Origin of the sequence: Streptomyces shenzhenensis (genome assembly GCF_021462265.1) — a bacterium.
Taxonomy (GTDB): domain Bacteria; phylum Actinomycetota; class Actinomycetes; order Streptomycetales; family Streptomycetaceae; genus Streptomyces; species Streptomyces shenzhenensis.
On sequence record NZ_JAJONF010000007.1, the window covers coordinates 71,487 to 95,000 of the forward strand.

Annotated in this window: 25 protein-coding genes; 12 read left to right on the forward strand and 13 right to left on the reverse strand. The window is 72.5% G+C overall.

The features are described 5' to 3' along the window. Positions 1–115: 115 nt before the first annotated feature. Positions 116–532 (forward strand): hypothetical protein, encoded by a 417-nt coding sequence (locus LQ326_RS12275; RefSeq protein WP_234535644.1) that lies wholly within the window; start codon positions 116–118, stop codon positions 530–532. Between the two features lie 165 nt (positions 533–697). Here LQ326_RS12275 and LQ326_RS12280 read toward each other — a convergent pair whose 3' ends face one another. After that, positions 698–1,744, reverse strand: coding sequence for a LacI family DNA-binding transcriptional regulator (locus LQ326_RS12280; protein WP_234535646.1), 1,047 nt, complete (start codon positions 1,742–1,744; stop codon positions 698–700). Between the two features lie 239 nt (positions 1,745–1,983). Between LQ326_RS12280 and LQ326_RS12285 the strand changes: the two genes are divergently transcribed. The 5 genes from LQ326_RS12285 to LQ326_RS12305 all read left to right on the forward strand — a co-directional run bounded on the left by LQ326_RS12285 (position 1,984) and on the right by LQ326_RS12305 (position 5,870). Continuing rightward, positions 1,984–3,141, forward strand: coding sequence for a Gfo/Idh/MocA family protein (locus LQ326_RS12285; protein ID WP_234535648.1), 1,158 nt, complete (start codon positions 1,984–1,986; stop codon positions 3,139–3,141). Next, the gene (locus LQ326_RS12290) at positions 3,138–4,289 is read left to right on the forward strand and encodes a dihydrodipicolinate synthase family protein (RefSeq protein WP_234535650.1); all 1,152 of its coding nucleotides are present in this window, start codon (positions 3,138–3,140) and stop codon (positions 4,287–4,289) included. The genes LQ326_RS12285 and LQ326_RS12290 overlap by 4 nt, the downstream gene beginning before the upstream one ends. A 32-nt stretch (positions 4,290–4,321) precedes the next feature. After that, positions 4,322–5,119, forward strand: coding sequence for a sugar phosphate isomerase/epimerase family protein (locus LQ326_RS12295; RefSeq protein WP_234535972.1), 798 nt, complete (start codon positions 4,322–4,324; stop codon positions 5,117–5,119). 80 nt (positions 5,120–5,199) lie between these two features. Next, complete coding sequence (locus LQ326_RS12300) at positions 5,200–5,481, forward strand: Arc family DNA-binding protein (RefSeq protein ID WP_181805319.1); 282 nt, start codon at positions 5,200–5,202, stop codon at positions 5,479–5,481. After that, entirely contained in the window at positions 5,478–5,870 is a 393-nt protein-coding gene (locus LQ326_RS12305; protein ID WP_234535652.1) for a PIN domain-containing protein, read from the forward strand. The genes LQ326_RS12300 and LQ326_RS12305 overlap by 4 nt, the downstream gene beginning before the upstream one ends. Positions 5,871–5,889: 19 nt before the next feature. On the opposite strand, the gene LQ326_RS12310 is transcribed toward LQ326_RS12305, so the two are convergent. Further along, on the reverse strand, positions 5,890–6,069 hold the full coding sequence (locus LQ326_RS12310; RefSeq protein WP_234535654.1) for a DUF397 domain-containing protein: 180 nt from the start codon (positions 6,067–6,069) through the stop codon (positions 5,890–5,892). Positions 6,070–6,210: 141 nt separating this feature from the next. Between LQ326_RS12310 and LQ326_RS12320 the strand changes: the two genes are divergently transcribed. The 3 genes from LQ326_RS12320 to LQ326_RS12330 all read left to right on the forward strand — a co-directional run bounded on the left by LQ326_RS12320 (position 6,211) and on the right by LQ326_RS12330 (position 8,940). Next, positions 6,211–6,429, forward strand: coding sequence for a hypothetical protein (locus LQ326_RS12320; protein ID WP_308401907.1), 219 nt, complete (start codon positions 6,211–6,213; stop codon positions 6,427–6,429). 46 nt (positions 6,430–6,475) lie between these two features. Continuing rightward, positions 6,476–7,543 (forward strand): DNA polymerase III subunit beta family protein, encoded by a 1,068-nt coding sequence (locus LQ326_RS12325; protein ID WP_234535658.1) that lies wholly within the window; start codon positions 6,476–6,478, stop codon positions 7,541–7,543. A 383-nt stretch (positions 7,544–7,926) separates the two neighbouring features. Then, positions 7,927–8,940: an ArsR/SmtB family transcription factor gene (locus LQ326_RS12330; RefSeq protein WP_234535660.1), complete on the forward strand. Its 1,014-nt coding sequence runs from the start codon at positions 7,927–7,929 to the stop codon at positions 8,938–8,940. A 34-nt stretch (positions 8,941–8,974) separates the two neighbouring features. Here LQ326_RS12330 and LQ326_RS12335 read toward each other — a convergent pair whose 3' ends face one another. From LQ326_RS12335 to LQ326_RS12370, 8 genes are all read right to left on the reverse strand, one after another. Then, positions 8,975–9,949 (reverse strand): hypothetical protein, encoded by a 975-nt coding sequence (locus LQ326_RS12335; RefSeq protein WP_234535662.1) that lies wholly within the window; start codon positions 9,947–9,949, stop codon positions 8,975–8,977. A gap of 39 nt (positions 9,950–9,988) precedes the next feature. Next, the gene (locus tag LQ326_RS12340) at positions 9,989–10,504 is read right to left on the reverse strand and encodes a peptidase inhibitor family I36 protein (RefSeq protein ID WP_234535664.1); all 516 of its coding nucleotides are present in this window, start codon (positions 10,502–10,504) and stop codon (positions 9,989–9,991) included. A 218-nt stretch (positions 10,505–10,722) separates the two neighbouring features. Continuing rightward, positions 10,723–11,112: a D-ribose pyranase gene (gene rbsD, locus LQ326_RS12345; protein ID WP_234535666.1), complete on the reverse strand. Its 390-nt coding sequence runs from the start codon at positions 11,110–11,112 to the stop codon at positions 10,723–10,725. After that, positions 11,109–12,098, reverse strand: a complete 990-nt coding sequence (locus tag LQ326_RS12350) for a ribokinase (protein WP_234535668.1) — start codon at positions 12,096–12,098, stop codon at positions 11,109–11,111. The genes rbsD and LQ326_RS12350 overlap by 4 nt, the downstream gene beginning before the upstream one ends. Positions 12,099–12,207: 109 nt before the next feature. Beyond that, complete coding sequence (locus tag LQ326_RS12355) at positions 12,208–14,154, reverse strand: ABC transporter permease/substrate-binding protein (protein WP_234535670.1); 1,947 nt, start codon at positions 14,152–14,154, stop codon at positions 12,208–12,210. After that, complete coding sequence (locus tag LQ326_RS12360; RefSeq protein WP_234535673.1) at positions 14,144–15,703, reverse strand: sugar ABC transporter ATP-binding protein; 1,560 nt, start codon at positions 15,701–15,703, stop codon at positions 14,144–14,146. The genes LQ326_RS12355 and LQ326_RS12360 overlap by 11 nt, the downstream gene beginning before the upstream one ends. Then, positions 15,700–16,731, reverse strand: a complete 1,032-nt coding sequence (locus tag LQ326_RS12365) for a LacI family DNA-binding transcriptional regulator (RefSeq protein ID WP_234535675.1) — start codon at positions 16,729–16,731, stop codon at positions 15,700–15,702. Before LQ326_RS12365 ends, LQ326_RS12360 begins: the two co-directional genes overlap by 4 nt. Positions 16,732–17,042: 311 nt before the next feature. Then, positions 17,043–17,687, reverse strand: coding sequence for a class I SAM-dependent methyltransferase (locus LQ326_RS12370; RefSeq protein ID WP_234535677.1), 645 nt, complete (start codon positions 17,685–17,687; stop codon positions 17,043–17,045). Positions 17,688–17,955: 268 nt separating this feature from the next. Here LQ326_RS12370 and LQ326_RS12375 point away from each other — a divergent pair, with 268 nt between their 5' ends. Beyond that, the gene (locus tag LQ326_RS12375) at positions 17,956–18,570 is read left to right on the forward strand and encodes a helix-turn-helix domain-containing protein (RefSeq protein ID WP_234535679.1); all 615 of its coding nucleotides are present in this window, start codon (positions 17,956–17,958) and stop codon (positions 18,568–18,570) included. 88 nt (positions 18,571–18,658) lie between these two features. On the opposite strand, the gene LQ326_RS12380 is transcribed toward LQ326_RS12375, so the two are convergent. Together LQ326_RS12380 and LQ326_RS12385 are read right to left on the reverse strand one after the other, a co-directional pair. Continuing rightward, entirely contained in the window at positions 18,659–19,642 is a 984-nt protein-coding gene (locus LQ326_RS12380; RefSeq protein ID WP_234535681.1) for an alpha/beta hydrolase, read from the reverse strand. Positions 19,643–19,809: 167 nt separating this feature from the next. After that, the gene (locus LQ326_RS12385) at positions 19,810–20,733 is read right to left on the reverse strand and encodes an SDR family oxidoreductase (protein ID WP_234535683.1); all 924 of its coding nucleotides are present in this window, start codon (positions 20,731–20,733) and stop codon (positions 19,810–19,812) included. Between the two features lie 137 nt (positions 20,734–20,870). Between LQ326_RS12385 and LQ326_RS12390 the strand changes: the two genes are divergently transcribed. Both LQ326_RS12390 and LQ326_RS12395 read left to right on the forward strand, forming a co-directional pair. Next, entirely contained in the window at positions 20,871–21,473 is a 603-nt protein-coding gene (locus tag LQ326_RS12390; RefSeq protein ID WP_234535685.1) for a TetR family transcriptional regulator, read from the forward strand. Positions 21,474–21,695: 222 nt separating this feature from the next. Next, complete coding sequence (locus LQ326_RS12395; protein WP_234535687.1) at positions 21,696–22,472, forward strand: methyltransferase domain-containing protein; 777 nt, start codon at positions 21,696–21,698, stop codon at positions 22,470–22,472. Between the two features lie 105 nt (positions 22,473–22,577). Here LQ326_RS12395 and LQ326_RS12400 read toward each other — a convergent pair whose 3' ends face one another. Next, entirely contained in the window at positions 22,578–23,477 is a 900-nt protein-coding gene (locus tag LQ326_RS12400) for an aminoglycoside phosphotransferase family protein (protein WP_234535689.1), read from the reverse strand. Positions 23,478–23,514: the final 37 nt, after the last annotated feature.

The following is a 23,514-nucleotide window of genomic DNA, read 5'->3' on the forward strand; positions in this document are numbered from 1 at the left end:
TGCGCGCAGGCTCTGGAGCGCACGCAGGGCGGTCCGCCCACCGAATGCGGCGGCCGTCGTCAGACAACCACACCCTCTGAGAGGGGCTGAAAACATGCGCGCGCACAGCACACGTATGAAGAGGGTCGTCATCGCTGCGATCTCGGCACCCATCCTGGCGCTCGGCGTCGGCGCCGGCGTCGCCAGCGCGGCAACTCACTCCGCGCCGGCCCAGGTCGCCACCATCCAGGACAACGGCGGTGGCGGCGGTCACGGCGGTGGCGGTGGCGGTCACGGCGGTGGCGGCGGCCATGGCGGTGGCCATGGCGGTGGCGGTTACGGCGGCCACGGCGGTTACGGCGGCCACGGTGGCTATGGCGGTTATGGCGGCTATGGCGGCTATGGCGATCACGGCTATGGCGGCTATGGCGGCTATGGCGATCACGGCTACGGCGGCTACGGCGGCTACGGCGGCTATGGCGGTCACGGTGGCTATGGCGGTCACGGTGGCTATGGCGGTCACGGCGGCTATGGCGGTCACGGCGGCCGCTAGTGGCGCTAGCCGGGTCGCGGCGTCTGCCGTCTCCTGACAGCACAGAGTGGGTCCGGGTGCCCGTCCTTCGGGCACCCGGACCCGTGTGTCGAAAGACCCCTTACCTGTCCGGGGGCACCTGAGCCGCGCCCCCCGGCTTCCGGTACGTCCTCTCCGGGCGGCCGGTCAGGTGCGCGGCACGCCCGAGGACCCCCGCACCATCAGCTCACCCCGCACCGTCGCGATCCCGCCCGGCGGCGGCTCCTCGCGGCCCATGGCGATACGGCCGGCCCGCGCCCCCGCCTCGGCCAGCGGCAGCCGCACCGTCGTCAGCGACGGCACCACGTCGATGCTGAACGGCAGGTCGTCGAAGCCGGCCACCGACACGTCCGCCGGGATCCGCAGCCCGGACTCCCGCAGCGCCGCGCACGCGCCGAGCGCCACCGAGTCGTTCGCGGCCACCACGGCCGTCAGCGTCGGATCCCTGCGCAGCAGTTCGAGCGTCGCCTCGTACCCCGCCCGGCGGTCGTACCGCCCGTGCACGGTCCAGCGCGGGTCCTCCTCGATCCCCGCGTCGGCCAGCGCGGCCCGGTGGCCCTCCAGCCGGTGCCGGGTGGTCGTCCGCTCCTCCGGGCCGGCGATGTAGCCGAGGCGCCGGTGGCCGAGCCCGATCAGGTGCTCGGTCAGCTGCTTGCCGCCGCCGCGGTTGTCGAAGGTCAGCGCCACCGCGTCGGTGTCCGGGGCCGGCGGCCGCCCGCACAGCACCACCCGGGTCCCGGCGTCCGCCAGCTTCCGCAGCTTCGCCGCCACCGCCGCCGCGTGCGGCGGGTTCTCCATCGCCCCGCCGGTCAGGATCACCGCCGCCGCCCGCTGCCGCTGCAGCAGGGTCAGGTACGTCAGTTCCCGCTCCGGTGACCCGCCGGTGTTGCACACCACCGCCAGCCGCTCGCCGCCCGCGCGCCCGCCCGGGCCGCCGATCTCGGCCTGGATCGCGCTCGCCATGATCCCGAAGAACGGGTCGGCGATGTCGTTGACCAGGATGCCGACCAGGTCGGAGGTGGCCGCCGCGAGCGCGCTCGCCGGCCCGTTGAGGACGTAGTCCAGCTCGTCCACCGCCCGCAGCACCCGTTCCCGCGTGGACGCCGCCACCGGGTAGTTGCCGTTCAGTACGCGCGACACTGTCGCGGGCGAGACCTGGGCGCGGGCCGCCACGTCCGCCAGGGTCACCGTCATCTCGTCGTCCTCCGGTCGCGCATCTCGTCGTATGCCGTCCTGCACAGGTCCATCGACAGCCGGCTCACAGAAAGCCCCCCTGCCGTGCAGACCATAAGGTCATTCATTTCTGCTGTTCGCCCCCTCGAACGAGTCGCTCCCACCCCGGTCTTGTACAGACCAGGGTTCAAAGGCTAACTTCTGACCATATAGAAAGCGCTTGCTGCGTTGCTGAGACGCACGCGGACGAAGGGAATCACGTGAACCGCAAGACGGTGCGTATCGCCATGAACGGCGTCACCGGGCGCATGGGCTACCGCCAGCACCTCGTCCGCTCGATCCTCGCCCTGCGTGAGCAGGGCGGACTCGACCTCGGCGACGGCACGGTGCTCTGGCCGGAACCGGTCCTCGTCGGCCGCCGCGAACACGCGCTCCGCGAGATCGCCGACCGGCACGGCCTGTCCGCCGAGCACATCGCCACCGACCTGGCGGCCGTGCTCGCCGACCCCACCATCGACATCTACTTCGACGCCCAGGTCACCTCCGCCCGCGAGGAGGCCATCAAGCAGGCCGTCGCCGCCGGGAAGCACATCTACACCGAGAAGCCGACGGCCACCGGCCTGGACGGCGCCCTGGAGCTGGCCCGGCTCGCGCACGCCAAGGGCGTCAAGTCCGGCGTCGTCCAGGACAAGATCTTCCTGCCCGGCCTGCTGAAGCTGAAGCGGCTCATCGACGGCGGCTTCTTCGGCCGGATCCTGTCGGTCCGCGGCGAGTTCGGCTACTGGGTCTTCGAGGGCGACTGGCAGCCTGCCCAGCGCCCCTCCTGGAACTACCGCGCGGAGGACGGCGGCGGCATCGTCGTCGACATGTTCCCGCACTGGGAGTACGTCCTGCACGAGCTGTTCGGCCGCGTGCAGTCCGTACAGGCCCTCACCGCCACCCACATCCCGCAGCGCTGGGACGAGAACGGCAAGCCCTACGACGCGACGGCGGACGACGCCGCGTACGGCATCTTCGAGCTCGACGGCGGTGCCGTCGCCCAGATCAACTCCTCCTGGACGGTCCGCGTCAACCGCGACGAACTGGTCGAGTTCCAGGTGGACGGCACCGAAGGCTCAGCGGTCGCCGGCCTGCGCAACTGCCGCGTCCAGCACCGCAGCGCGACCCCCAAGCCGGTCTGGAACCCGGACATCCCCGCCACCTACGCGTTCCGTGAGCAGTGGCAGGAGATCCCGGACAACACCGAGTTCGACAACGGCTTCAAGGCCCAGTGGGAGCTGTTCCTCAAGCACGTCTACGCCGACGCCCCCTACCGCTGGGACCTGCTGGCCGGCGCCCGTGGCGTGCAACTCGCCGAGCTGGGCCTGAAGTCCTCGACGGAGGGCCGCCGCATCGAGGTACCGGAGATCGCGCTGTGACCATCCGACTGCCCGACTCCGAAGGGGGCCTCAGGGCGTACGAGCCGCGCACCGAGCCGCTCGCCCTCACCCCCGGCACCCCCTTCACCTCCCGTACGGTCTTCTCGGCGGCGCACGTCGTCGCCGACCCGTTCGCGGACACGAACCCCGACGCGCCGGCCGCCGTCGACTGGGACGCCACCCTCGCCTTCCGCCGCCACCTGTGGTCGCACGGCCTGGGCGTCGCCGAGGCGATGGACACCGCCCAGCGCGGCATGGGCCTGGACTGGGCGGGCGCCGCCGAGCTGATCCGGCGCAGTGCCGCCGAGGCGCGTGCCGTGGGCGGCCGGATCGCCTGCGGGGTGGGCACCGACCAGATCGCGGGCGGTTCCCTCGCCGAGGTCCGGGCCGCGTACGAGGAGCAGCTCGCGCTCGTCGAGGAGTCCGGCGCCCAGGCCATCGTGATGGCCTCCCGGGCGCTCGCCGCCACGGCCGCCGGTCCCGAGGACTACCTCGGCGTCTACGGCCACCTGCTGCGCCAGGCCGCCGAGCCGGTGGTCCTGCACTGGCTCGGCCCGATGTTCGACCCGGCGCTGGAGGGCTACTGGGGCTCGTCCGACCTGGACGCGGCCACCGACACCTTCCTGGAGGTCATCGCCGCCCACCCCGACAAGGTCGACGGCATCAAGGTCTCCCTGCTCGACGCGCGGCGCGAGGTCGACCTGCGCCGGCGCCTGCCGGAAGGCGTCCGCTGCTACACCGGTGACGACTTCAACTACCCCGAGCTGATCGCGGGCGACGCGCAGGGTTTCAGCCACGCCCTGCTCGGCATCTTCGACCCGCTGGGGCCGCTGGCGGCACAGGCGGTCCGGGTCCTGGACACCGGGGACACGGCCGGCTTCCGCGGCCTCCTGGACCCCACTGTCGAGCTCTCCCGGCACCTCTTCCAGGCCCCCACCCGGTTCTACAAGACCGGCGTGGTCTTCCTGGCCTGGCTGGCCGGCCACCAGTCCCACTTCACCATGGTCGGCGGCCTGCAGTCGGCCCGCTCCCTGCCGCACTTCGCGCGCGCCTACGAACTCGCCGACGGCCTGGGGCTGTTCCCGGACCCGAAGCTGGCCGAGGAGCGCATGAAGACCCTTCTCGCCCTGTACGGAGTCGACCAGTGACCGGCGACCTGTCCCGCTTCTCCATCAACCAGATGACCGTCAAGCAGCTGTCGATGCCCGAACTCGTCGACGCCTGCCTGGAACTGGGCGTGCCGGGCGTCGGCCTGTGGCGCGAGCCGGTGCGGTCGTACGGGGTGGAGGCGAGCGCCAAGCTGGTCCGTGAGGCGGGCCTGGCCGTCACCACCCTGTGCCGGGGCGGCTTCCTCACGGCGATCGACCCGGACGAGCGGGCCGCCGCCGTCGCCGACAACCGGCGGGCCGTGGAGGAGGCCGCGGCCCTCGGCACGGACACCCTCGTGCTGGTCTCCGGCGGCCTGCCGGCGGGCTCCAGGGACCTGCGCGGCGCCCGGGAACGCATCGCGGACGCCCTCGCCGAACTCGGCCCCTACGCCGAGGAACACGGCGTCCGGCTGGCCATCGAGCCGCTGCACCCCATGTTCGCCTCCGACCGCTGCGTGGTCTCCACCCTCACCCAGGCGCTGGACCTCGCGGAGCGCTTTCCTTCGCACCAGGTCGGCGTCACCGTGGACACGTACCACATCTGGTGGGACGACCAGGCGCCCGCGCAGATCGCCCGGGCCGGCGCGGGCGGCCGCATCCACACCTTCCAACTCGCCGACTGGATCACCCCGTTGCCGGAGGGCGTCCTCAACGGCCGCGGCCAGATCGGCGACGGCGCGATCGACATGCGCGAGTGGCAGGGCTACGTGGAGGCGGCCGGCTACACCGGCCCCATCGAGGTCGAGCTCTTCAACGACGGGCTGTGGGCGAGGGACGGCCGCGAGGTGCTGGCGGAGACGGTGCACCGGTTCCTGGAGCACACGGCGTAGTCCAGCGAGGCGGCCGAAGAAGCGGACCTGTTCTCCGGCCGCCGCCCCACGGTGGCGTATACGTGACGTATACTCGACATATGTCCGACGTCATGATCCGCGTGCCCGCAGAAGTCCGTGACCAACTGGCCGCCGTGGCCGAGGCGCGAGGCACCAGCCTCCGTGCCCTCATGCAGGACATAGCCGCTCAGACGCTGACCCCCGAGCAGATCAGGGAGCGGGCCGACCGCACGCGTGCGCTGCTGGCCGAGCGCTTCGGGCACTACGTCTCGGATGAGGAGTCCGCCGAGATGCGGCGCAAGATGCGGGAGGCCGCCACCGCTCACCGTGCTGCCTCGGCCGGGACGGAGCGGAACCCTTGAGCTGGACCGAGCACTACGTCCTCGACACCCCCACCCTCCTGGCGATGGGGGGCGACAAGCAGGTCTCCGGCCTGATCCATGCCGCTGCCGCCAGTGACGACATGCGTCTGTGGGTACCTGCCCTGTGTCTCCTGGAGGCCGAGCGCCAACGTGCCGGGATCGTCGACCACGTGGGCGTGTTGGTGGACGTACTCCATCTCGTCGACGACGACTACTCCATGGCGGTCACCATCGCCGAGCTACGCGGCGCGGGCGTGGACTTCGGTGTTTCCGCCGCCGTGCACACCGCGAGGCCGAACCAGACGCTCCCCATGGGCGGCCTGATCGCCTCCGTGGCACCGGAGCCGTACGAAGGACTCGGCGTCGGGGTCATGGACCTGAACCGATGAGCTCTGCACTTCCGGGGCGTCAGCGACTGATACGCCCGTCCCGCACGGCCCCGACGAACGCGGCCCAGCCGTCGGACGAGAAGACCAGCGCCGGGCCGGTGGACCCCGCCTTGCTGTCGCGGACGGGTACGACGGCGTGGCCACGGGCTACTTCGAGGCAGTCGCCCTGATCCCCGCCGCTGTAGCGGACCGCCCACACAGCGCCGCAGCACCGACTCGTCGAGCAGCGTCCAGATGACCGGATTCAACGGCCCTTCGGGAATCCGGGCACGCTTTGTTCGAATGGCAACGGCCTCGTCAAGCTCGTCCGCCGTGCGGGTCGGCCGGTACCTGTTACCTCGTGGGTGACGGCGTAGGCCGTGTCTCCCGGCTCGCGGATCAGATCGAGGGGCTGCAACTCGGCATGGCGGAGGGGCTGTTGGACCATGCGGCCGTACTCCTCACCGAGCACCGCCTGACCGGCGAGGAACTCCACCACCTCGCCCGGCGGCTGAGCGAATCGCTGAGGGACGTCAAGCGTGTCGCCGAGAGCCGCGGTGCGCGGTTGCCGTCCGGTTGACCCTCGACCATGTGCAGGGCCCAGAGTGCGGGGTGTGGAGAACGACATGCGCAGCATCGGAGAGCTGGCCCGTGACAGTGGCCTGGGCATAAGCGCCCTGCGGTTCTACGACCGTGCCGGTGTGCTGGTCCCCGCCTGGGTGGATCCGGTGAGCGGTTACCGCTGGTACGAACCCGGGCAGCTCGAAGAGGCACGGCTGCTGGCCTGCCTGCGCCGGGCCGGGATGCCGCTGGCGGACATCCGGCTGGTGCTGGCCGGCTGGTCCGGCGCGGACACCGAACTGGTCCGGAAACTGCTCAAGGCACACCTGCGCCGTCTCGAACAGGGGCTCTCCGATGCCCGCAGCGGGTTCTCCGCGCTCCGCGTACTGCTCGATCACCGGGAGAACACCATGACCTCGTTCCGCATCGCCACCGTCCGCCTGTCCGTCGCCGCGCCGGAACTGGCGGCCGCGCTGGACACGGTTCGTTTCGCGGCGAGCACCGATCCCGAACTGCCGATGCTCGGCGGGATTCTGTTCGACGTCGAGGGCGAGAGCCTTCATGCCGTGGCCACCGACCGGTACCGCATGGCGGTCGCGCGGGCCGGTGTCGCCGGGCACGACGGGGGCCGGGTCCAGGTCGTCGTGCCCACCCCGCTCGCCGACGCGATGCGGGCGCTGTCGGACGGCGAGGGACCGGTGCGGCTCTCTGTCGACGGTGACCGCGTGGCACTGGAGGCCGGGGACAGGCAGGCGGCCGGTCGGTGCCTCGACCATGACTTCCCCGACTACCGCCGGCTGCTGCCCCGGACCGGCGGACGCCGCGCCGTCGTCGAGGTGGCGGCCTTCCGGCGGGCTCTGGAGACCGGTCCGGTCCGTTCCGGAGAGTCCGGAGCGCATGACCTCAGCGTGCTGAGGGTGGTGGACGACGGCGCGGTGACCCTCTGCGCCGATGACGACGAGGACCCGGACCGCGTCGCCGTGAACCGTGAGTTCCTGCTGGCCGCGCTGGCCGCCGGGGCCCGTGAGCAGCTGGTTCTGGAGTTCGGCGCGCCCACGGCGCCGATCGCGGTCCGCCGCCCCGACGACGCGGGCGCCTTCTCGTTGCTGATGCCGGTCCGGCTGGAGGACTGACAGTTCGTTCACCTCGTTCCGGCCCGTGCAGCCCGGGCGGTCCGGTCTGCCGTGGGAACGGAGCAGGTGGCCGAGCACGGCACACGGAGCGGCGGTCCACGCCATGGGACGGCGACCGAGAAATCCCGGACCGGCGTACAACCCTTTCCCGCCCCGCAGGTCCTATGTGGCGTCAGGACTTTCGGAGGGGGATCCGGGGGGATCGCGGGGGTTCTGATACGGAGGGGAAAACCGAGGGGGTTCGGTCGCTGGACCGGGCCCCCTCGAAGCATCTCCGGGCCCGTGCCGCGCCGACGCGGCCGATTCCTGAGTTGTCTCTGACAGCCGTGTGCCGCACGCTGCTTTCTGGGCGGGACGGCAGTTCGACTCGGGGGGCGGTTCTCGTGCTGCGTATCCACTTCACGTCTGAGGACCTGGTCCGGGTCCGGGTGGCGAGCGCCCCCGACCCGCTCTGGGAGATCACCTGCAGCCTGCACCGGTTACAGACCTCGCGGGGCCGCTGGGCGTACGCCGACTGGTACCGGGAGACCCGGACCACCCTCTCCGGCACCCCGCTCGGCGTGGCCGTACGACGGCTGCTGGTCCCGATGCTGCCCCGGGCCCGCTACCTGCCCGACTTCCTCACCCCGCACGAGGCCGCCGACGGCCTGGACCGGGGGCTCGCGGCGGTCGTCGACACCCCGCCCGTCCGGGTCGCCCACGAGATCCGGCTGCTGGACCGGCTCACCGGCGCCCCCGACTGGGCGCCCCGGCTGGTGGAGCGGGAGACCCGGGAGGAACTGGCGAAGCTCCTGCGTGCCTACCACGACGCGGTGATCGCGCCCCACGAGAGCCGCGTCGCCGTCGGCGTCGCCGGGGAACGCGCCCTGCGGGCCCGGGACGCACTCGACAACGGGCTCGACGCGATGCTGCGCGGCCTCTCGCCCGCCGTCCGCTGGCAGCCGCCGGTGCTGTACGTCGACTACGTCGAGGACCGGGACCTGTACCTCGCCGGGCGCGGACTGCGCCTGATTCCCTCGTACTTCTGCTGGCAGTCACCGATCTCCATGGCGGACGACACCCTCCGGCCCATCCTCGTCTACCCCGTGCACGGCCTGCGCGCGACCGCCCCCGACGTCCCGCCCGACGCCTCCCTCGCCGCGCTGCTCGGCCGGACCCGCGCGGCCGCGCTGCGATCCCTCGCGCTCGGCGCGACCACCTCCGAACTGGCCCGGTTCCTGGGCGTGTCGGTGCCGACCGCCACCCGCCACACCACCGTCCTGCGCGACGCCGGCCTGGTCATCAGCCAGCGCCGCCACAACGCCGTCCTGCACACTCTCACCCCGCTCGGCGCCGCGATGCTCAGGGCGACGTCACGTCAGGCACCGCAGGACCCTCTTGCCCCCGGGGTCACCTGAGCGTTTCCCGGCACCGGCCCCGGTCCGGGGGACTTCACCCGGGGTCCTGGCCGAGCAGGGCCGCCGCCCGCGTCAGGGCCTGCTGCCGGTGCTGCCAGACCGTTTCCAGGCGGGCCCGGGTCCCGGCGGGCCCGCTTCGCAGGAAGACGTCGCGCTGCGCGGCGGCCGTGCTGCGCAGGCCGCTTTCCGCGTCGCAGCGCTGGTCGGCCGTCGCGGCGGCCCGCTGCTCCCGCGCCAGCTCCGGTGCGCTGGCCCCCTGGACGGCCCGGGCCTGCAACGACTGGATCAGCGCGGCGGGCGTCTTCGCCGCATGGCCGGCACCGTCCATGCAGTGCTGCCATCGCTTCAGCGCCCTCTGGTACGAGGAGTCGGTGGTCAGGTACCGCTCCAGCAGATGGTCGACGTCCTGCGGTACGAGCGTGTCCTCCAGGGCGGCCCGTACGGTGCCGTACAGCCCGGCCCGGGCCCTGGCGACGCAGCCGCCCGTGGCGTAGGACCCGCTCGCTCCACTGGGCAGGGTCAGCGGGGCCGTCCGGTCGGCGGGGCCGTCGAGCGCGGTGGTGTAGCGGGCCTGTTCGACCGCGGACAGGGAACGGACGTACCGGTCCTGGGCCGTGGGGCCGCGGTTCATCCGGCCGAGCGCCGTGGAGATGCCGTAGCCGGGTGCCGAGCGGGAACCGATCGTGTCGGCCGTGGTCGCTCCGGCCGGTGGCAGCGGGCCCGCGCTGGTGACCAGGTAGCGCAGCCCGCGGTCGCGCATGCAGCGCTGGGTGAGGATCTGCAGGGCACCGAACAGCTGCCGGCGCCGGCGCAGACCGCTGGCGTCCTCGGTGAGGACGGCGGCGGCGTGACCGGGCTCCCGCGCCACCGGCGCCGCCCCGGCGGATGCGGCCGTGCTCGGTCCGGTGCACGCGGTCGCGGAGGCGCAGACCAGGGTCACGGCAAGGATCAGCAGGGGCAGCAGGCGGGTCGGTGCGCGCCGGGTACGGCGGCGCGAGAGCTCTGTCATGGGTGATCGCCCGTCATCCGGTGGCCGGAGGGTTCCCGGTCAGCAGTTCGAGGTCCAGAAGTTGCTGCTGATCGAGTCGTTGAAGCTGGTGCTCGAATCCGGCCAGACGAGGTTCGCGAAGTTGCTGCTGGACCAGTCCTTGGGCAGGCAGGCGGACAGCCCGGTGTAGCCCGTGCCGTTCCACACCTCGACACCCAGACCGCTGGTGCCGTGGTTGTACCCGGAGGAGGCGCAGTTGTTCCACGTCCCGCCGGCGCAGCTGGAGTGGCTGTAGTCGCCCCAGTTGGTGTTGGCACCGGAGAACTTGCCCGGGCCGTCGCCGTAACCGGAGTTGACCCAGAAACAGAAGTAGGTGCTCGGGCAGTCCCCGATGGCCTGCGGGGAGACCAGGCCGGAGGCGGTGCCCCGGGCCGCCTGCGGCGCGGCGGCGGCCGGCTTGGCCGCCGGGACGGCGGAGTGGCCGTCGGCGGCGGCAGCGCTGCCGGGGAGGCAGAGACCGAGGAGAACGGCCAGGACGGTGGCGGCGAGTGCTGCGGCTGAACGGAAGGATCTCATGCAAATTCCCTCTTTCTCAGGCTGTTCGCACATGGAGTGCCTTCGGCGCGTCGACGCCGAGGCCGACGTCGTTCGCCCCCACTGGGCACAAGGGGCGATCCGTGACGCCGTTGAGTGATGGTGTCAATCGGGGCAGAAGGGGGCCATCACCTTGCACCGGGATGAAAAGTCGCAGGTACGGCGCGGGAACCTGGTGCTCCGCCTGCCGGCGCCACGGTCTAGAAGAACACCCCGCACCGCAGCAGCACGTTGGCGTACGGGCGGGCCTCGCCCGTGCGGACGACCAGATGCGCCTGCGCCGACAGGTCCTTCAGCTGCTCGTGCGGGACCAGGACCAGGCCGGGAAAGTGCCCGGTCAGCAGCCCGGCGGCGGCCGGATTGGCCCCGCGCACCTCGGACGCCGCCGTCGCGCCCTCCACGACCAGCTCCGCCAGCAGCCCCTCCAGCACCTCGGCGAAGGACGGCACCCCGGCCCGGAAGGCGAGGTCCACGACCCGCGGGCCCTTCGGGATCGGCATCCCGGCGTCGCACACCAGCACCCCGTGGCCGTGCCCCAACTCGGCCAGCGCGCCCGCGAGATGACGATTGAGGATGCCCGCCCGCTTCACAGCATCCCGCCTTGCCCGCCAGACCCGGTCGCGCTGTCCGACCCCCGGCCGGGCGTCCGGGGGTCGCCCCCCGGGATGGCACAGCACAGTGCGTCGACCTCCGCCGCCGTCGGGTACGACTCCTGCGCGCCCCGCCTCGTGACCGCCGCCGCCCCGACCCGCGCCGCGTAGGCGGCCGCCCCCGCGAGCGACTCGCCCGCCCCGAGCCGCATCGCGAGGGCCGCCGTGAACGCGTCCCCGGCACCGGTCGTGTCCACCGCGTCCACCCGCACGGACGGCACCGGCTCGACCCCGTGCCCGTCGGCCACCAGCGCGCCCTCGGCGCCCAGCGTCACCACCACCGACCTCGGGCCCCTGGCGAGCAGCAGCCGCGCCCAGTCGGCCGGTTCCTCGCTCGCGCACGCCTCGCCGAGGATCACCCGCGCCTCGTGCTCGTTCACGATCAGCGGGTCGCAGGCCGCCAGGACCTCGTCCGGAAGGGGGCGCGGCGGGGAGGGGTTGAGGACGAACCGGCTGCCGGGAGCGAGGTTCCGTACCACCTCCACCACCGTCTCCAACGGGATCTCCAGCTGCGCGGACACCACCCGGGAGGCGTGGACGAGGCCGACCGCGGCCCGCGCGTCCGCCGGTGTGAGACGGCCGTTCGCGCCCGGGGAGACGACGATGCTGTTCTCGCCCGAGGGGTCCACGGTGATGAGGGCGACCCCCGTCGGCGCGCCGCCCACCAGCACGCCCACGGTGTCCACACCGGCCGCCCGCTGCGAGTCGAGCAGCAGCCTGCCGTGCGCGTCGTCGCCGACCCGGGCCAGCAGGGCGGTACGGGCGCCGAGCCGGGCGGCCGCCACCGCCTGGTTGGCGCCCTTGCCGCCGGGGTGGGTGGCGAGATCGCCGCCCAGCACGGTCTCGCCGGCGCCCGGCCGCCGCTCGACATCGATCACCAGGTCGGCGTTGGCCGAGCCCACGACCAGGAGGTCGTAGTCGTACATCAGTTGACTCCCTATGCGGCTATGCGGCTATGCGGCGCTACGGCTGGACGACGGACGGGATGAGGCGGCCGGGCGCTCGATTCGAGCCCCCGGCCGCCCCGCTGGTGCCTCAGCCCGTGAAACCGGCCACGTTGTCCTTCGTGACCACCTTCACCGGCACCTTGATGGCCGACGGCAGCTTCTGGTCCTTGACGGCCTTGAGGGCGTTGTCCACGGCGATCTTCCCCAGCTGGCTGGGCTGCTGGGCCACCGACGCGTACAGCGTGCCGTTCTTCACCGCGGTCAGGCCGTCCGGGGTGCCGTCGAAGCCGATCACCGAGACCGACGAACCGGCCTTGGAACCCAGCGCCTTGATCGCGCCGAGGGCCATCTCGTCGTTGGCGGCGATCACACCCTGGACGTCCGGGTGCGCCTGGAGCAGGTTCGACATCACGTCGAGGCCCTTGGTGCGGTCGAAGTCGGCGGGCTGCTGGGCCACCACCTGGATGCCGGGGTAGGCCTTGAGACCGTTGGCGAAGCCCTGCGCCCGCTCCCGGGCGGCGGAGGTGCCGGCCTGGCCCTGCAGAATCACGATCTTGCCCTGGCCGCCGAGCTTCTGCGCGAGCGTCTTCGCGGCCAGCTCGCCGCCGGTGACGTTGTCGGAGGCGACCAGCGTCGCCGTCGTGGCGTTGTTGACGCCGCGGTCGACCGCGATCACCGGGATGCCGGCCTTGTCGGCGGCCTTCACGGAGTTGCTCGCCGCGTCCGAGTCGACCGGGTTGACGATGATCGCGCCGAGGCCCGAACTGGTGAAGTTCTGCAGCTGGTTGGCCTGCTGCGAGGCGTCGTTCTGGGCGTCGGTGACGGTCAGGTCCACGCCCTGCTTCCGCGCCTCGGCCTGGGCACCGGCCCGGATCTGCACGAAGAAGGGGTTGTTGAGGGTGGACAGGGACAGGCCGAACTTCGGGGTGGCGGAGGAGGAGCCGGTGTGCAGCAGGGAGGTCGCGGCGACCAGCGCCACGGTGACGACCGCGGCGAGGGCGTACGTCCCGGCCTGCCGGCCCTTGTTGCCGCCGGTGCCGGCGGCGAGCGGGGTGGCCCCGGCCTTGCGGCGCACGGTGTCCAGGAGCACGGCCAGCGCGATCACGACACCGATGACGACCTGCTGCCAGAACGCGGACACGTTGAGCAGGTTGAGGCCGTTGCGCAGCACCGCGAGTATCAGCGCGCCGATCAGCGTGCCGGACGCCTTGCCGGTGCCGCCGGCCAGCGAGGCACCGCCGATCACGACGGCCGCGATGGCGTCCAGTTCGTAGCCGTTGGCGGCCTGCGGCTGCGCCGAGGAGAGCCGGGCGGCCAGCACGACGCCGGCGACGGCCGCGAACAGCCCGGACAGCGCGTAGATGGCGAGCTTCTGCTTGTTCACCCGCAGCCCGGAGAGCCGGGCGGCCTCCTCGTTGCCGCCGATCGCGTACATCGAGCGCCCGATGTAGGTCCGGCCGAGCACGAAGGCCGCGATCAGCCCCATGAGGACCATGACCAGTACCGGCACCGGCAGCCAGCCGCCGAGGGTGTCACCGAGGTGCGAGACCGAGCCGGGGAAGGCGATGGGGGAGCCCGCCGAGATCACCAGCGCGAGGCCGCGTCCCACCGACAGCATGGCGAGCGTCGCGATGAACGGCGGCAGCTTGCCGTACGCGATGAGGAAGCCGTTGACGAGACCCGCCGCGACACCGGTGGCCACGGCGAGGACGACGGCCAGGAACACCGGCACCCCGTGCGAGGTGGCGCTCCACGCCAGCACGGTGGCCGACAGGGCCGCCACCGAGCCGACCGACAGGTCGATGCCCGCCGCGACGATCACGAACGTCGCGCCGAAGGCGAGGATGGCCGTCACGGCCGCCTGGACGCCGACGTTGAGCAGGTTGTCGGTGGTGAGGAAGTCCCCGGACAGCGCCGACATGGCGATGACGAGAACGATCAGCGCGGTGAGCGCGCCGTTGTCGAGGAGCAGCCGGCGCACGCCCGCGGCGCCACCGGCGCCCGTGCCGCTGCTCTTGAGCGTGTCAGTGGCCACGTCCGGCCTCCTTGTCGGTTGTGGTGGGGGTGAGGGAGGTGGTGGGGGAGGCGGGAGTGCCGGGAGTGCTGACGGCGAGGGCCATGACGGAGTCCTGGGTGGCCTCGTCCGCGGCCAGTTCGCCCGCGATCCGGCCCTGGGCCATCACCAGCACCCGGTCGCTCATCCCGAGGACCTCCGGCAGATCGCTGGAGATCATCAGCACGGCGGCCCCGGCGGCCGTGAGTTCGTTGATCAGCTGGTAGATCTCGACCTTGGCGCCGACGTCGATGCCGCGCGTCGGCTCGTCGAGGATCAGCACCCTGGTGTCGGCGAGCAGCCACTTGCCGATGACGACCTTCTGCTGGTTGCCGCCGGACAGGGTGCGCACGTGCTGGCCGAGCCCGGCCATCCGCACGCCCAGCTGCCCGGCGATCCGCTCGGCGGCGGCGTGCTGTCCCCTGAGGTCGACGATCCCGGCCCGGGTCGCCTGCCGCAGGGTCACCAGTCCGAGGTTCTCCTCGACGGAGGCGTCGAGCACCAGCCCCTGGCCCTTGCGGTCCTCCGGGACGAGCCCCAGCCCGGCCGCCAGGGCCGCGCCCACGTCGTGCCGCCGGAGCGCCGTACCGGAGACCTTCACGGCCCCCTTGTCGTACGGATCGGCCCCGAAGACGGCCCGTACGACCTCCGTACGGCCGGCACCCACGAGCCCGGCGATCCCGACGACCTCGCCCGCGTGCACCTCGAAGCTCACGTCGTGGAAGACCCCGTCGCGGGTCAGCCCCTGGACGGAGAGCAGCGCGGCCCCCGTCTCGGTCCGCTCGCGCGGGTACTGCTGCTCGATGGACCGTCCGACCATCAGCCGTACCAGCTCGTCCTGCGGGGTGGCGGCGGGCACCTGGCCCACGCTCTTCCCGTCCCGGATGACCGTCACCCGGTCCCCGAGGGCGGCGATCTCCTCCAGGTGATGCGTGATGAAGACGATCCCCACCCCGTCGGCGCGCAACTGCCGCACGATCACGAAGAGCTTCTCCACCTCCTCGGAGGTGAGGACGGCGGTCGGCTCGTCCATGATGAGCACCCGCGCGTCCAGGCTGAGCGCCTTGGCGATCTCGACCATCTGGAGCCGGGCGATGCCGAGTTCACGGACACGCGCGCGTGGCGACACGTTGACGCCGACCCGCTTCAGCAGGACCTCGGCGTCGGCCTCCATCCGCTTCCGGTCGATCATCCCGAAGCGGCGCGGCTGCCGCCCCAGGAAGATGTTCTCGGCGACCGTGAGGTCGGGTACGAGGTTGAACTCCTGGTAGATGGTGGCGATCCCGAGCCGCTCGGAGTCCTGCGCACCATGGATGCGCACCTCCTCGCCGCCGGCCAGGATCCGCCCCGCGTCGGGGGTGTAGGCGCCGGAGAGCATCTTGATGAGGGTGCTCTTGCCCGCGCCGTTCTCACCGAGGAGCACGTGCACCTCGCCCCGGCGCAGATCGAAGTCGACGCCGTCGAGCGCGACCACTCCGGGGAAGGACTTGCGTATGCCCTCGATGCGCAGCAACTCGTCCGGGTTGCTCACGATGTGCTCCTTTGCACGGGGGTCTGGTGCTCGTCGCGGCCTTCGCCGCAGGAGCGGCGGACGACGAGCCGGGCGGGGAGGGTGACGGACCGCGGGTGACGGCCCTCGATGCGGTCGACCAGCGCGCGCACGGCGGCGCGGCCCAGTTCGCCGGTGGGCTGGGCGATGGCGGTGACGGGCGGGTCGGTGTGGACGAACCAGGGGATGTCGTCGAAGGCGGCCAGTGCGATGTCCTGCGGCACCCGCAGCCCCCGCGCCCGGATCGCGTCCAGTGCGCCCAGCGCCATCAGGTTGTCCGCGGCGAACACGGCCTCGGGCGGCTCGGGCAGGTCGAGGAACCCCTCGGTGACCCGCCGTCCGCTCTCGGCCTGGAAGTCGCCCTGGCCGGTGTAGGCGTCGGGGAGGGGGACGCCGTGTTCGGCGAGCGCCTCGCGGAAGGCCCGCACGCGTTCGCTGCCGGTGGTCGTGGCCGCGGGCCCCGCGATGATCGCGACCCGCCGGTGTCCGAGCCGGCACAGGTGGGCGACGAGATCGCGGATGGCGGCCTGCCCGTCCGCCCGCACCACCGGCACGTCGACGCCCGGGATCCACCGGTCGACGAACACCATGGGCGTCCCGGCCCGCGCGGCCTCCAGCATCAGCGGCGAGCCGCCGTCGGTGGGGGAGACCAGCAGACCGTCTATCCGCCGGTCGAGGAGCGTGCGTACGTGGTGGTCCTGGAGGTCCGGCCGTTCGTCGGCGTTGCCGATGATGACGCTGTAGCCGAGGGCACGGGCCGCCTCCTCGACCGAGCGGGCCAGCTCGGTGAAGTAGGGGTTCATCACGTCGCTGATGACCAGGCCGAGGGTGCGGGTCTGGTCGGTGCGCAGGGAGCGGGCGACGGCGTTCGGGCGGTAGCCCAGCGTCTGTACGGCGGCGAGCACCCGGGTACGGGCGTCGTCGCTGACCGACGGATGGTCGTTCAGGACCCGGGACACCGTGGCGACGGAAACGCCTGCCTCGGCGGCGACGTCCTTGATGCTCGCCATCGCCGCTCCACCTCCTCGTGGAATCGATTACACGGTTGCGTGTACCGAGGATTGGAATCGATTACATGGCCGGAATGCAAGGGCTCGGAGGTGGCCGAAATCCAATCGTGACCGGAGGGGGGTCGGAGGGAGGGCCGAGGGGGGGCGAGGGGGCCGAGGGGGGGCGAGGGGGGTGAGGGGGGCGAAGGGAGAGCCGTAGGGAGGCCGAAGGGAGGCCGAAGGGAGAGCCGGAGGGGGCCGGGTGCGGGGGCGGCCTGTTTGTGCCCCAGCCCCCGGGTCCATGACGGGCGCTCAGGACTGCCTGATCATCCTCACCGGGAAGCGCGGGTGCGCCGGGCGGTGAGGACGGCGTCGTGGATGGTCACCGGCGTGCCGTCGGGCGTGGTGGCGGTGCGCGGGCGCGCGGTTCGGGTGAGGACCTTCCACTCGTGGCCGGGGAGGCCGGCCGCGAGGTCGTCGGCGGTGTAGAAGAGGCCGGGTTCGGCCGGGCGGGGCATGGCGGTGTCGAGGTCGCCCGGGTGGTGGCCGACGATCACCAGATGCCCTTCGGGGGCGACCCGGTCGGCGAGGGCCGCGAAGACCGACTCCCGTACCGGTCGGGGGAAGTGGCTGAAGGACGCGGTGACCAGGTCGTAGCGGGGCCGTTCGCCGGGCTGCCAGTGGCGGATGTCGGCCTGCTGCCAGGTGACGCGGCCGGCCAGGCGGGCGGGGGTGTGCCCGGCGGCCCGCTGGAGGGCCTGGGCGGAGAAGTCGACACCGGTGACCTGCCAGCCCTGCCCGGCCAGCCAGATGGCGTCCGCGCCCTCACCGCATCCCACTTCCAGCGCCGTCCCGGGCGCGAGGAGCGAGACCTCCTCGACGAGCGCGGAGTTGGGCTCGCCGCTCCACACCTGGCCGGTGCCGCTGTAGCGCCGGTCCCAGAAGGCGGCACTGAAACGCGGGTCGTTCTCGGTCATCACGGACTCCTTGGGACGGTAGGGCAGGGTCATACGCGGCTGGTGCCGGAGGCGGGGACGCGGCGTGCTCACACGCCGAGGAGGATGAGGCCGGCCGGCGGCGCCGAGGCGGTGTCGGGCGCACCCGCCGGGGCGGTGGGCGAGCTGTCCCGGGTCATCGCGCCGTCTCCCGTCCTGTGCCGTCGCCCGCTGGCGGGGCGCCTGCCGACACAGTCGGACCACGCGGACCGACATGCAAAGATCCTTGCTGCGGTGGCAAAGTGGGGGCATGGACGAAGAGACCGCGTCGACGATGGCGGCGGTCGGGCCCCGCCTGAAAGGGCTGCGCACTCAGCGCAACCTGTCGCTGACCTCCCTGGCCCGGTCCACCGGGATCTCCCTGAGCACACTCTCCCGCCTGGAGACCGGTCAGCGCCGCCCCACCCTCGAACTGCTGCTCCCCCTGGCGCGCGAGCTGCGCGTGGACATCGGCGAACTCATCGGGGCGCCGCAGACCGGCGATCCCCGCCTGCGGCTCAAGCCCGTCACCCGCCACGGCATGACCATGCTGCCGCTGACCCGGCGAGCAGGAAGTCTGCAGGCCTACAAACTGATCATCTCGCCCAGGATGCGCTCACCCGAGCCCGAGCAGTCCAGCCATGAGGGCTACGAGTGGATCTACGTCCTCGACGGCCGCCTGCGCCTGGTCCTGGGAGACAAGGACCTGGTCATGGGGCCCGGTGAAGCGGCCGAATTCGATACCCGCACCCCCCACTGGTTCGGCAACGCCGACGAGAACCCCGTCGAGATCCTCAGCCTCCTGGGCCACCAGGGAGAGCGCGCACACCTCCGGGCCCGGACCGTACGGCTACGGCCCGAGGGCGCCGCGGCAGGCACCGAGTGACACGGCACGGCGGCGGTTGCCGGGTTTCCACAGGTCCGGGCGGCGGCCTGCCGGCCGGCACCGCGCGGCCGGGCCCCGAACCGGGCGCTCAGCGCTGACGGGCAGCGAACCGACGGCGCAGGTATCCGTACCAGGCGTGGACGTACGCGGCACTCACCGCGGCCTCGGGGGCGAACAGGTCGAAGGCGTGGTAGGCGCCGGGGTACAGGTGCAGTTCGACGGGCACGCCGGCGGCCTGGAGCCTGGCCGCGTAGCTCAGGTCCTCGTCGCGGAAGACGTCGAGTTCGGCGGCCGCGACGAAGGTGGGCGGCAGGCCGGTGAGGTCCGTCGCGCGTGCGGGCGCGCAGTACGGCGGCACCTCGTCGGCGCCGGCGCGGTCCCCGAGGATCAGGTTCCAGGCCAGGATGTTGGTCGCGCGGTCCCAGATGCCGATGTCGGTGACCTCGTGACTCGAAGCGGTGGTGTTGCGGTCGTCGAGCATCGGGTAGCTCAGCGCCTGGAACAGCGGCGCCGGCTCGCCCTGGTCGCGGATCATGAGCGCGGTGGCCGCGGCGATGCCGCCGCCACCGCTCTGCCCGGCCAGGGCGACGCGGTCCTCGTCGATGCCGAGCGCGGCCGCCTGACCGCGGAGCCAGCGATAGGCGAGCAGTCCGTCCTCGGCGGCGGCCGGGGCGGGAGCCTCCGGCGCGAGCCGGTAGTCGACGGAGGCGACGACGCAGCCGACCTCCAGGACCAGGGACTTGAGGGTGGGATCGTCCTGGGCCGCGTATCCGAGGACCTGCCCCCCGCCGTGGAACCAGAGCAGCACCGGAAGCGGCCCGGCTGCCTCGATGGGCCGCAGCAGCCGGACGGGGAGGGTGGATCCGTCGGGGCGGACCACGTCGGCCTCTTCGACCGACACGGACGGCTCGTCCGGTGTCTGGGCCGCGATCGCCTCGGCGAAGGCGCGGACGCCGGCGCGCGTGCCCTCCAGGTCGCTGACGTCGAACACCCCCGCCTCCGTCATCGGCACCGCTTTCAGTGCCTCGGCGAGTTCGGGGTCGATCCGCTCGTGTGTGTTCTCGGCGTTCATGTCGTTCGTCTCCTCGCGGCCGCACAGCAGCCGGTCGTGCAGGGGGGATGGCGGGTCGTTCGGACCGGTTTCGCCGGGCCGTCCGGATGCGCGGGGCCGGTCGTCCGGTTGCGCGGGGCCGGTCGTCCGGTTGCGCGGGGCCGGGCGGACGGAGAAGGGGGGCGGGCTCAGCGCCGGGTGGTCGCGGGGGCGTCGAAGTAGTGGCCCTGGCCGAGGTCGTCGACGAGGCCGGGCTGGACGGGCTTCCAGCCCAGGAGGTCCCGGGTCAGCGTGCTCGCGGACGGGTTGTCGGCCTGGGCGTGGGCGCTCAGGAAACCGAAGTGGGCCTCGGCCTCGGTCGGCGGGACGCTGACCACGGGGAGGTCCAGGCCGCGGCCGATGCCCTCGGCGATCTGGCGGAAGGTGATCCCCTCGTCGTCGACGGCGTGCAGCCGTGACCCCGCCGGCGCGGATTCCAGCGCCAGCCGGTACAGGCGTGCCGCGTCGAGCGTGTGCACGGCGGGCCAGCGGTTGGCCCCGTCGCCGACGTAGGCCGAGACGCCCTTGGACCGGGCGATGGAGACGAGGGTCGGGATGAAGCCGTTGTGGTCGAGCGGGCTGTGCACGGTCGGAGCGAGCCGGACGACGGACGAGCGGACGCCGCGCTCGGCGAGTGCGACCACCGCGTTCTCGGCGTCGATCCGCGGTCCCGCGTCGAGCGCGTCGGCCTCGGTGGCGGCGTCTGCCAGTCCCGCGAAGGCCAGCAGCATGGTTCCCGACGTGGTCACCAGAGGCTTGCCGGTGCCGGCGAGCGCGTCCCCGAGGGCGTCGACGGCGCGCAGATCGGCCGCGACCGCGCTGTCGAAGTCGCCGGCGAACATGGCGTCGTGCTTGAAGGCCAGGTGGATGACGCCGTCGGCTGCGGCGGCGGCCGATGCGAGGCCGTCGAGATCGTCGAGGTCGCCTCGGTGCGCCTCGGCACCGGCAGCGGTCAACGCGGCGGCGGACCTGTCCGAGCGGGCCAGCCCGACGACCTGGTGTCCGGCTGCGAGGAGTTCGGGGACGACGGCGGAGCCGACATGTCCGGAGGCTCCGGTGACGAATACGCGCATGATGCGCCTTCCTGCTGGACGCTCCCCGGCCTGCGCGGAGAGCAGTGATGTCAGTTCGTGACATCACGATAGCGCCCATGTCAGGCTCTGTCATCACTCTGATGTCAGATTCTGACATCGGTGGGTAGGATCGGAACATGGGCCGATGGAAACCGGACGCGCGAGGCCGCCTGGAGCAGGCGGCGATGGAGCTCTACAACGACAAGGGCTTCGACGCCACCACCGTGGCGGAGATCGCCGCCCGGGCCGAGGTCACCGAACGCACCTTCTACCGGCACTTCGCCGACAAGCGGGAAGTCCTCTTCCAGCCCAACGCCCTGGCTGACGTCCTCGCGCACGCCACGGCCACCGCCGCCGGCCCGCTGGCGCCGCTGGAGGTGATCGCCCACGCCCTGACCGAAGCCGCTCCCGTCTTCGAGGAACGCGCGGAACTGGTACGGCAGCGGCAGGCCGTCATCGCCGCCAATCCCGAACTGCAGGAACGCGAACTGGCCAAACTGGCCTCACTCGCCTCCACCCTCGCCGACGCGCTTCGCGAACGCGGTCTGGAGGCCACCACCGCCACCCTCGCGGCCGAGATCGGGATCGCCGCGTTCAAGGTCGCCTTCGAACGCTGGACCGACGGCCCCGGCGGGCACACCCTCGCCCGGCAGATCCGGGAGACCATGGACGACGCCACCACGCACCTCACCGCACCGGCCGGGGACGGACCGCGGCCACCATCCGGGCCGGCGTCGTGACCCGTGCGGCAGAACCGGTTGTTCACCAGCCGCACCACCGCCCGGTCGAACGACGCGCGCGGCCCAGAACACCGCCACCAACCGGGCGTCCCGCTGGCACTTCCCGGGCCGCCGGCGGGCCGGCCGTCCCACCCGGATCACCTTTCCACGCTCCTGGCGGTCGGCACCGCGGGCTCACGGTCAGGACCCCGTCGGCTCGCCGGAGTTGGTTGACTGGCGCCCATGACCTCAACAGCGTTCGAGACCGCCACCCCCGACCCGATCGCCTACCTCGATCGGGTCGCCGCGACCGACCTCGGCCGCTCCTACAAGGGGCGCATGCTCGACGAACTCGACATCCGTCCAGGCCAAACGGTGCTCGACCTGGGCTGCGGCCCCGGCACCGATCTCGCCTCTCTCGCCCAAGCCGTCACCGCCACCGGCACGGTGATCGGTGTCGACCACGACCAGACCACGGTCGACGCCGCCAGGGAACGCACCGCCGACCAGCACACCGTCACCGTGCGACTCGCCGACCTCCACGACCTGCCGCTGCCCGGCCACACCGCCGACCGTGCCCGCACGGACCGGGTACTGCAGCACGTCGCCGACCCCACCCGAGCGCTCCGGGAAATGCACCGCGTGCTACGACCCGGCGGACGGCTCGTCATGGGTGAGCCGGACTGGGACACCCTGACCGTCGACCATCCGGACAGCGACCTTTCCCGCGCCTACACCCAGTACGTAACGGACCAGGTCATCCGCAACTCCCGTATCGGCAGGCAGCTCCCCCGACTGGCAACACAGGCCGGATTCACGGTGCCCTCGGTCATCCCGATCACCCACGTATTCCGGGACGCCCGGGCAGCCGACCGGATCCTCGGACTGGAGCGGACGACGCGACGCGCGGTGGCCGCCGGACATCTCACCGAGGAAGGGGCACGACGCTGGCTGGACCACCTCTCCACCGGACCCTTCCTCGCGGCGGTGACGCTCTACATCGTCGTAGCCGAGTCGTAGTCGCCGGTCCGGCAACGACAGCCCGCCGGGAACAGCTCCCTGTGGGCACGGACGGTGACCAACCCGGTTCCGTCCGCTGCCGCACGGTCCCGGCGGGCGGCCGTCTCAGCCTTCCTCCAGCACCGTCCGGATCACGTGCCGGGCGTTGGACGCCATCGCCGGGTTCGTCTTCCGGTAGTACGGCAGCGCGATCAGCGCCTGCGAGAGAGTCCGCCCCCGGCCGCGGATCCAGGTCGCGTCGTCCACGCCCAGCGCCTCGCGGAAGGTTTCCCTCGCGTCCGCCGGCAACAGATTCCACGCCGGGAACAGATCACAGGCCGGATCGCCCACCCCCAGGCATCCGAAGTCGATCACCGAGGTCAGCCTGCCCCCGTCCACCAGCAGGTTGCCCGGCATGAGGTCGGCGTGCAACCACACCGGCGGCCCGTCCCAGCCCGGGGCCGCCAGCGTCTGTTCCCACACGGCGGCGGCGGCATCGCAGTCGATGCCCTCCTGCGGGATTCGGCGCAGTTCCCCGATCGCCGCCCGGGTCCCGGCGTCGAGCGAGGCGACCGGCCCGCCGCGGTGCGCCCGCGGCGCGCCCGGCAGGGTGATGCTCCGCATCGCCGCCACGAACCCGGCCAGGTCCCCGGCCAGCAGCACCGGCTCGCTCAGGGCTCCCGCTTCGGGATTCTCCCCCGGCAGCCACCGGTACACCGACCACGGCCACGGAAATCCCTCGGCGGGCTCTCCGGCCCCGAGCACCTCAGGGACGGACGTGGGCAGGTGGGGCCTGAGCCGGGGCAGCCAGGCCCGCTCCTTCGGCACGTCGTCGGCCCCGCCCCGCACCAGCGGCAGCCGTACGGCCATGTCGTCTCCCAGCCGGAACATGGCGTTGACCGTGCCGCCGGACGGGAACCGCTCGACCGCCAGTCCCGCCCACCGCGGGAACTGCCCCGCGACCAGCCGCCGTACGAGGTCGTCGTCGACGGGGTGCGTGCCGGGATGCGTCTGCCCTGTGCTCATCGACGTCATCCGACCGTGTGCCGCCGACGGGCGTCAA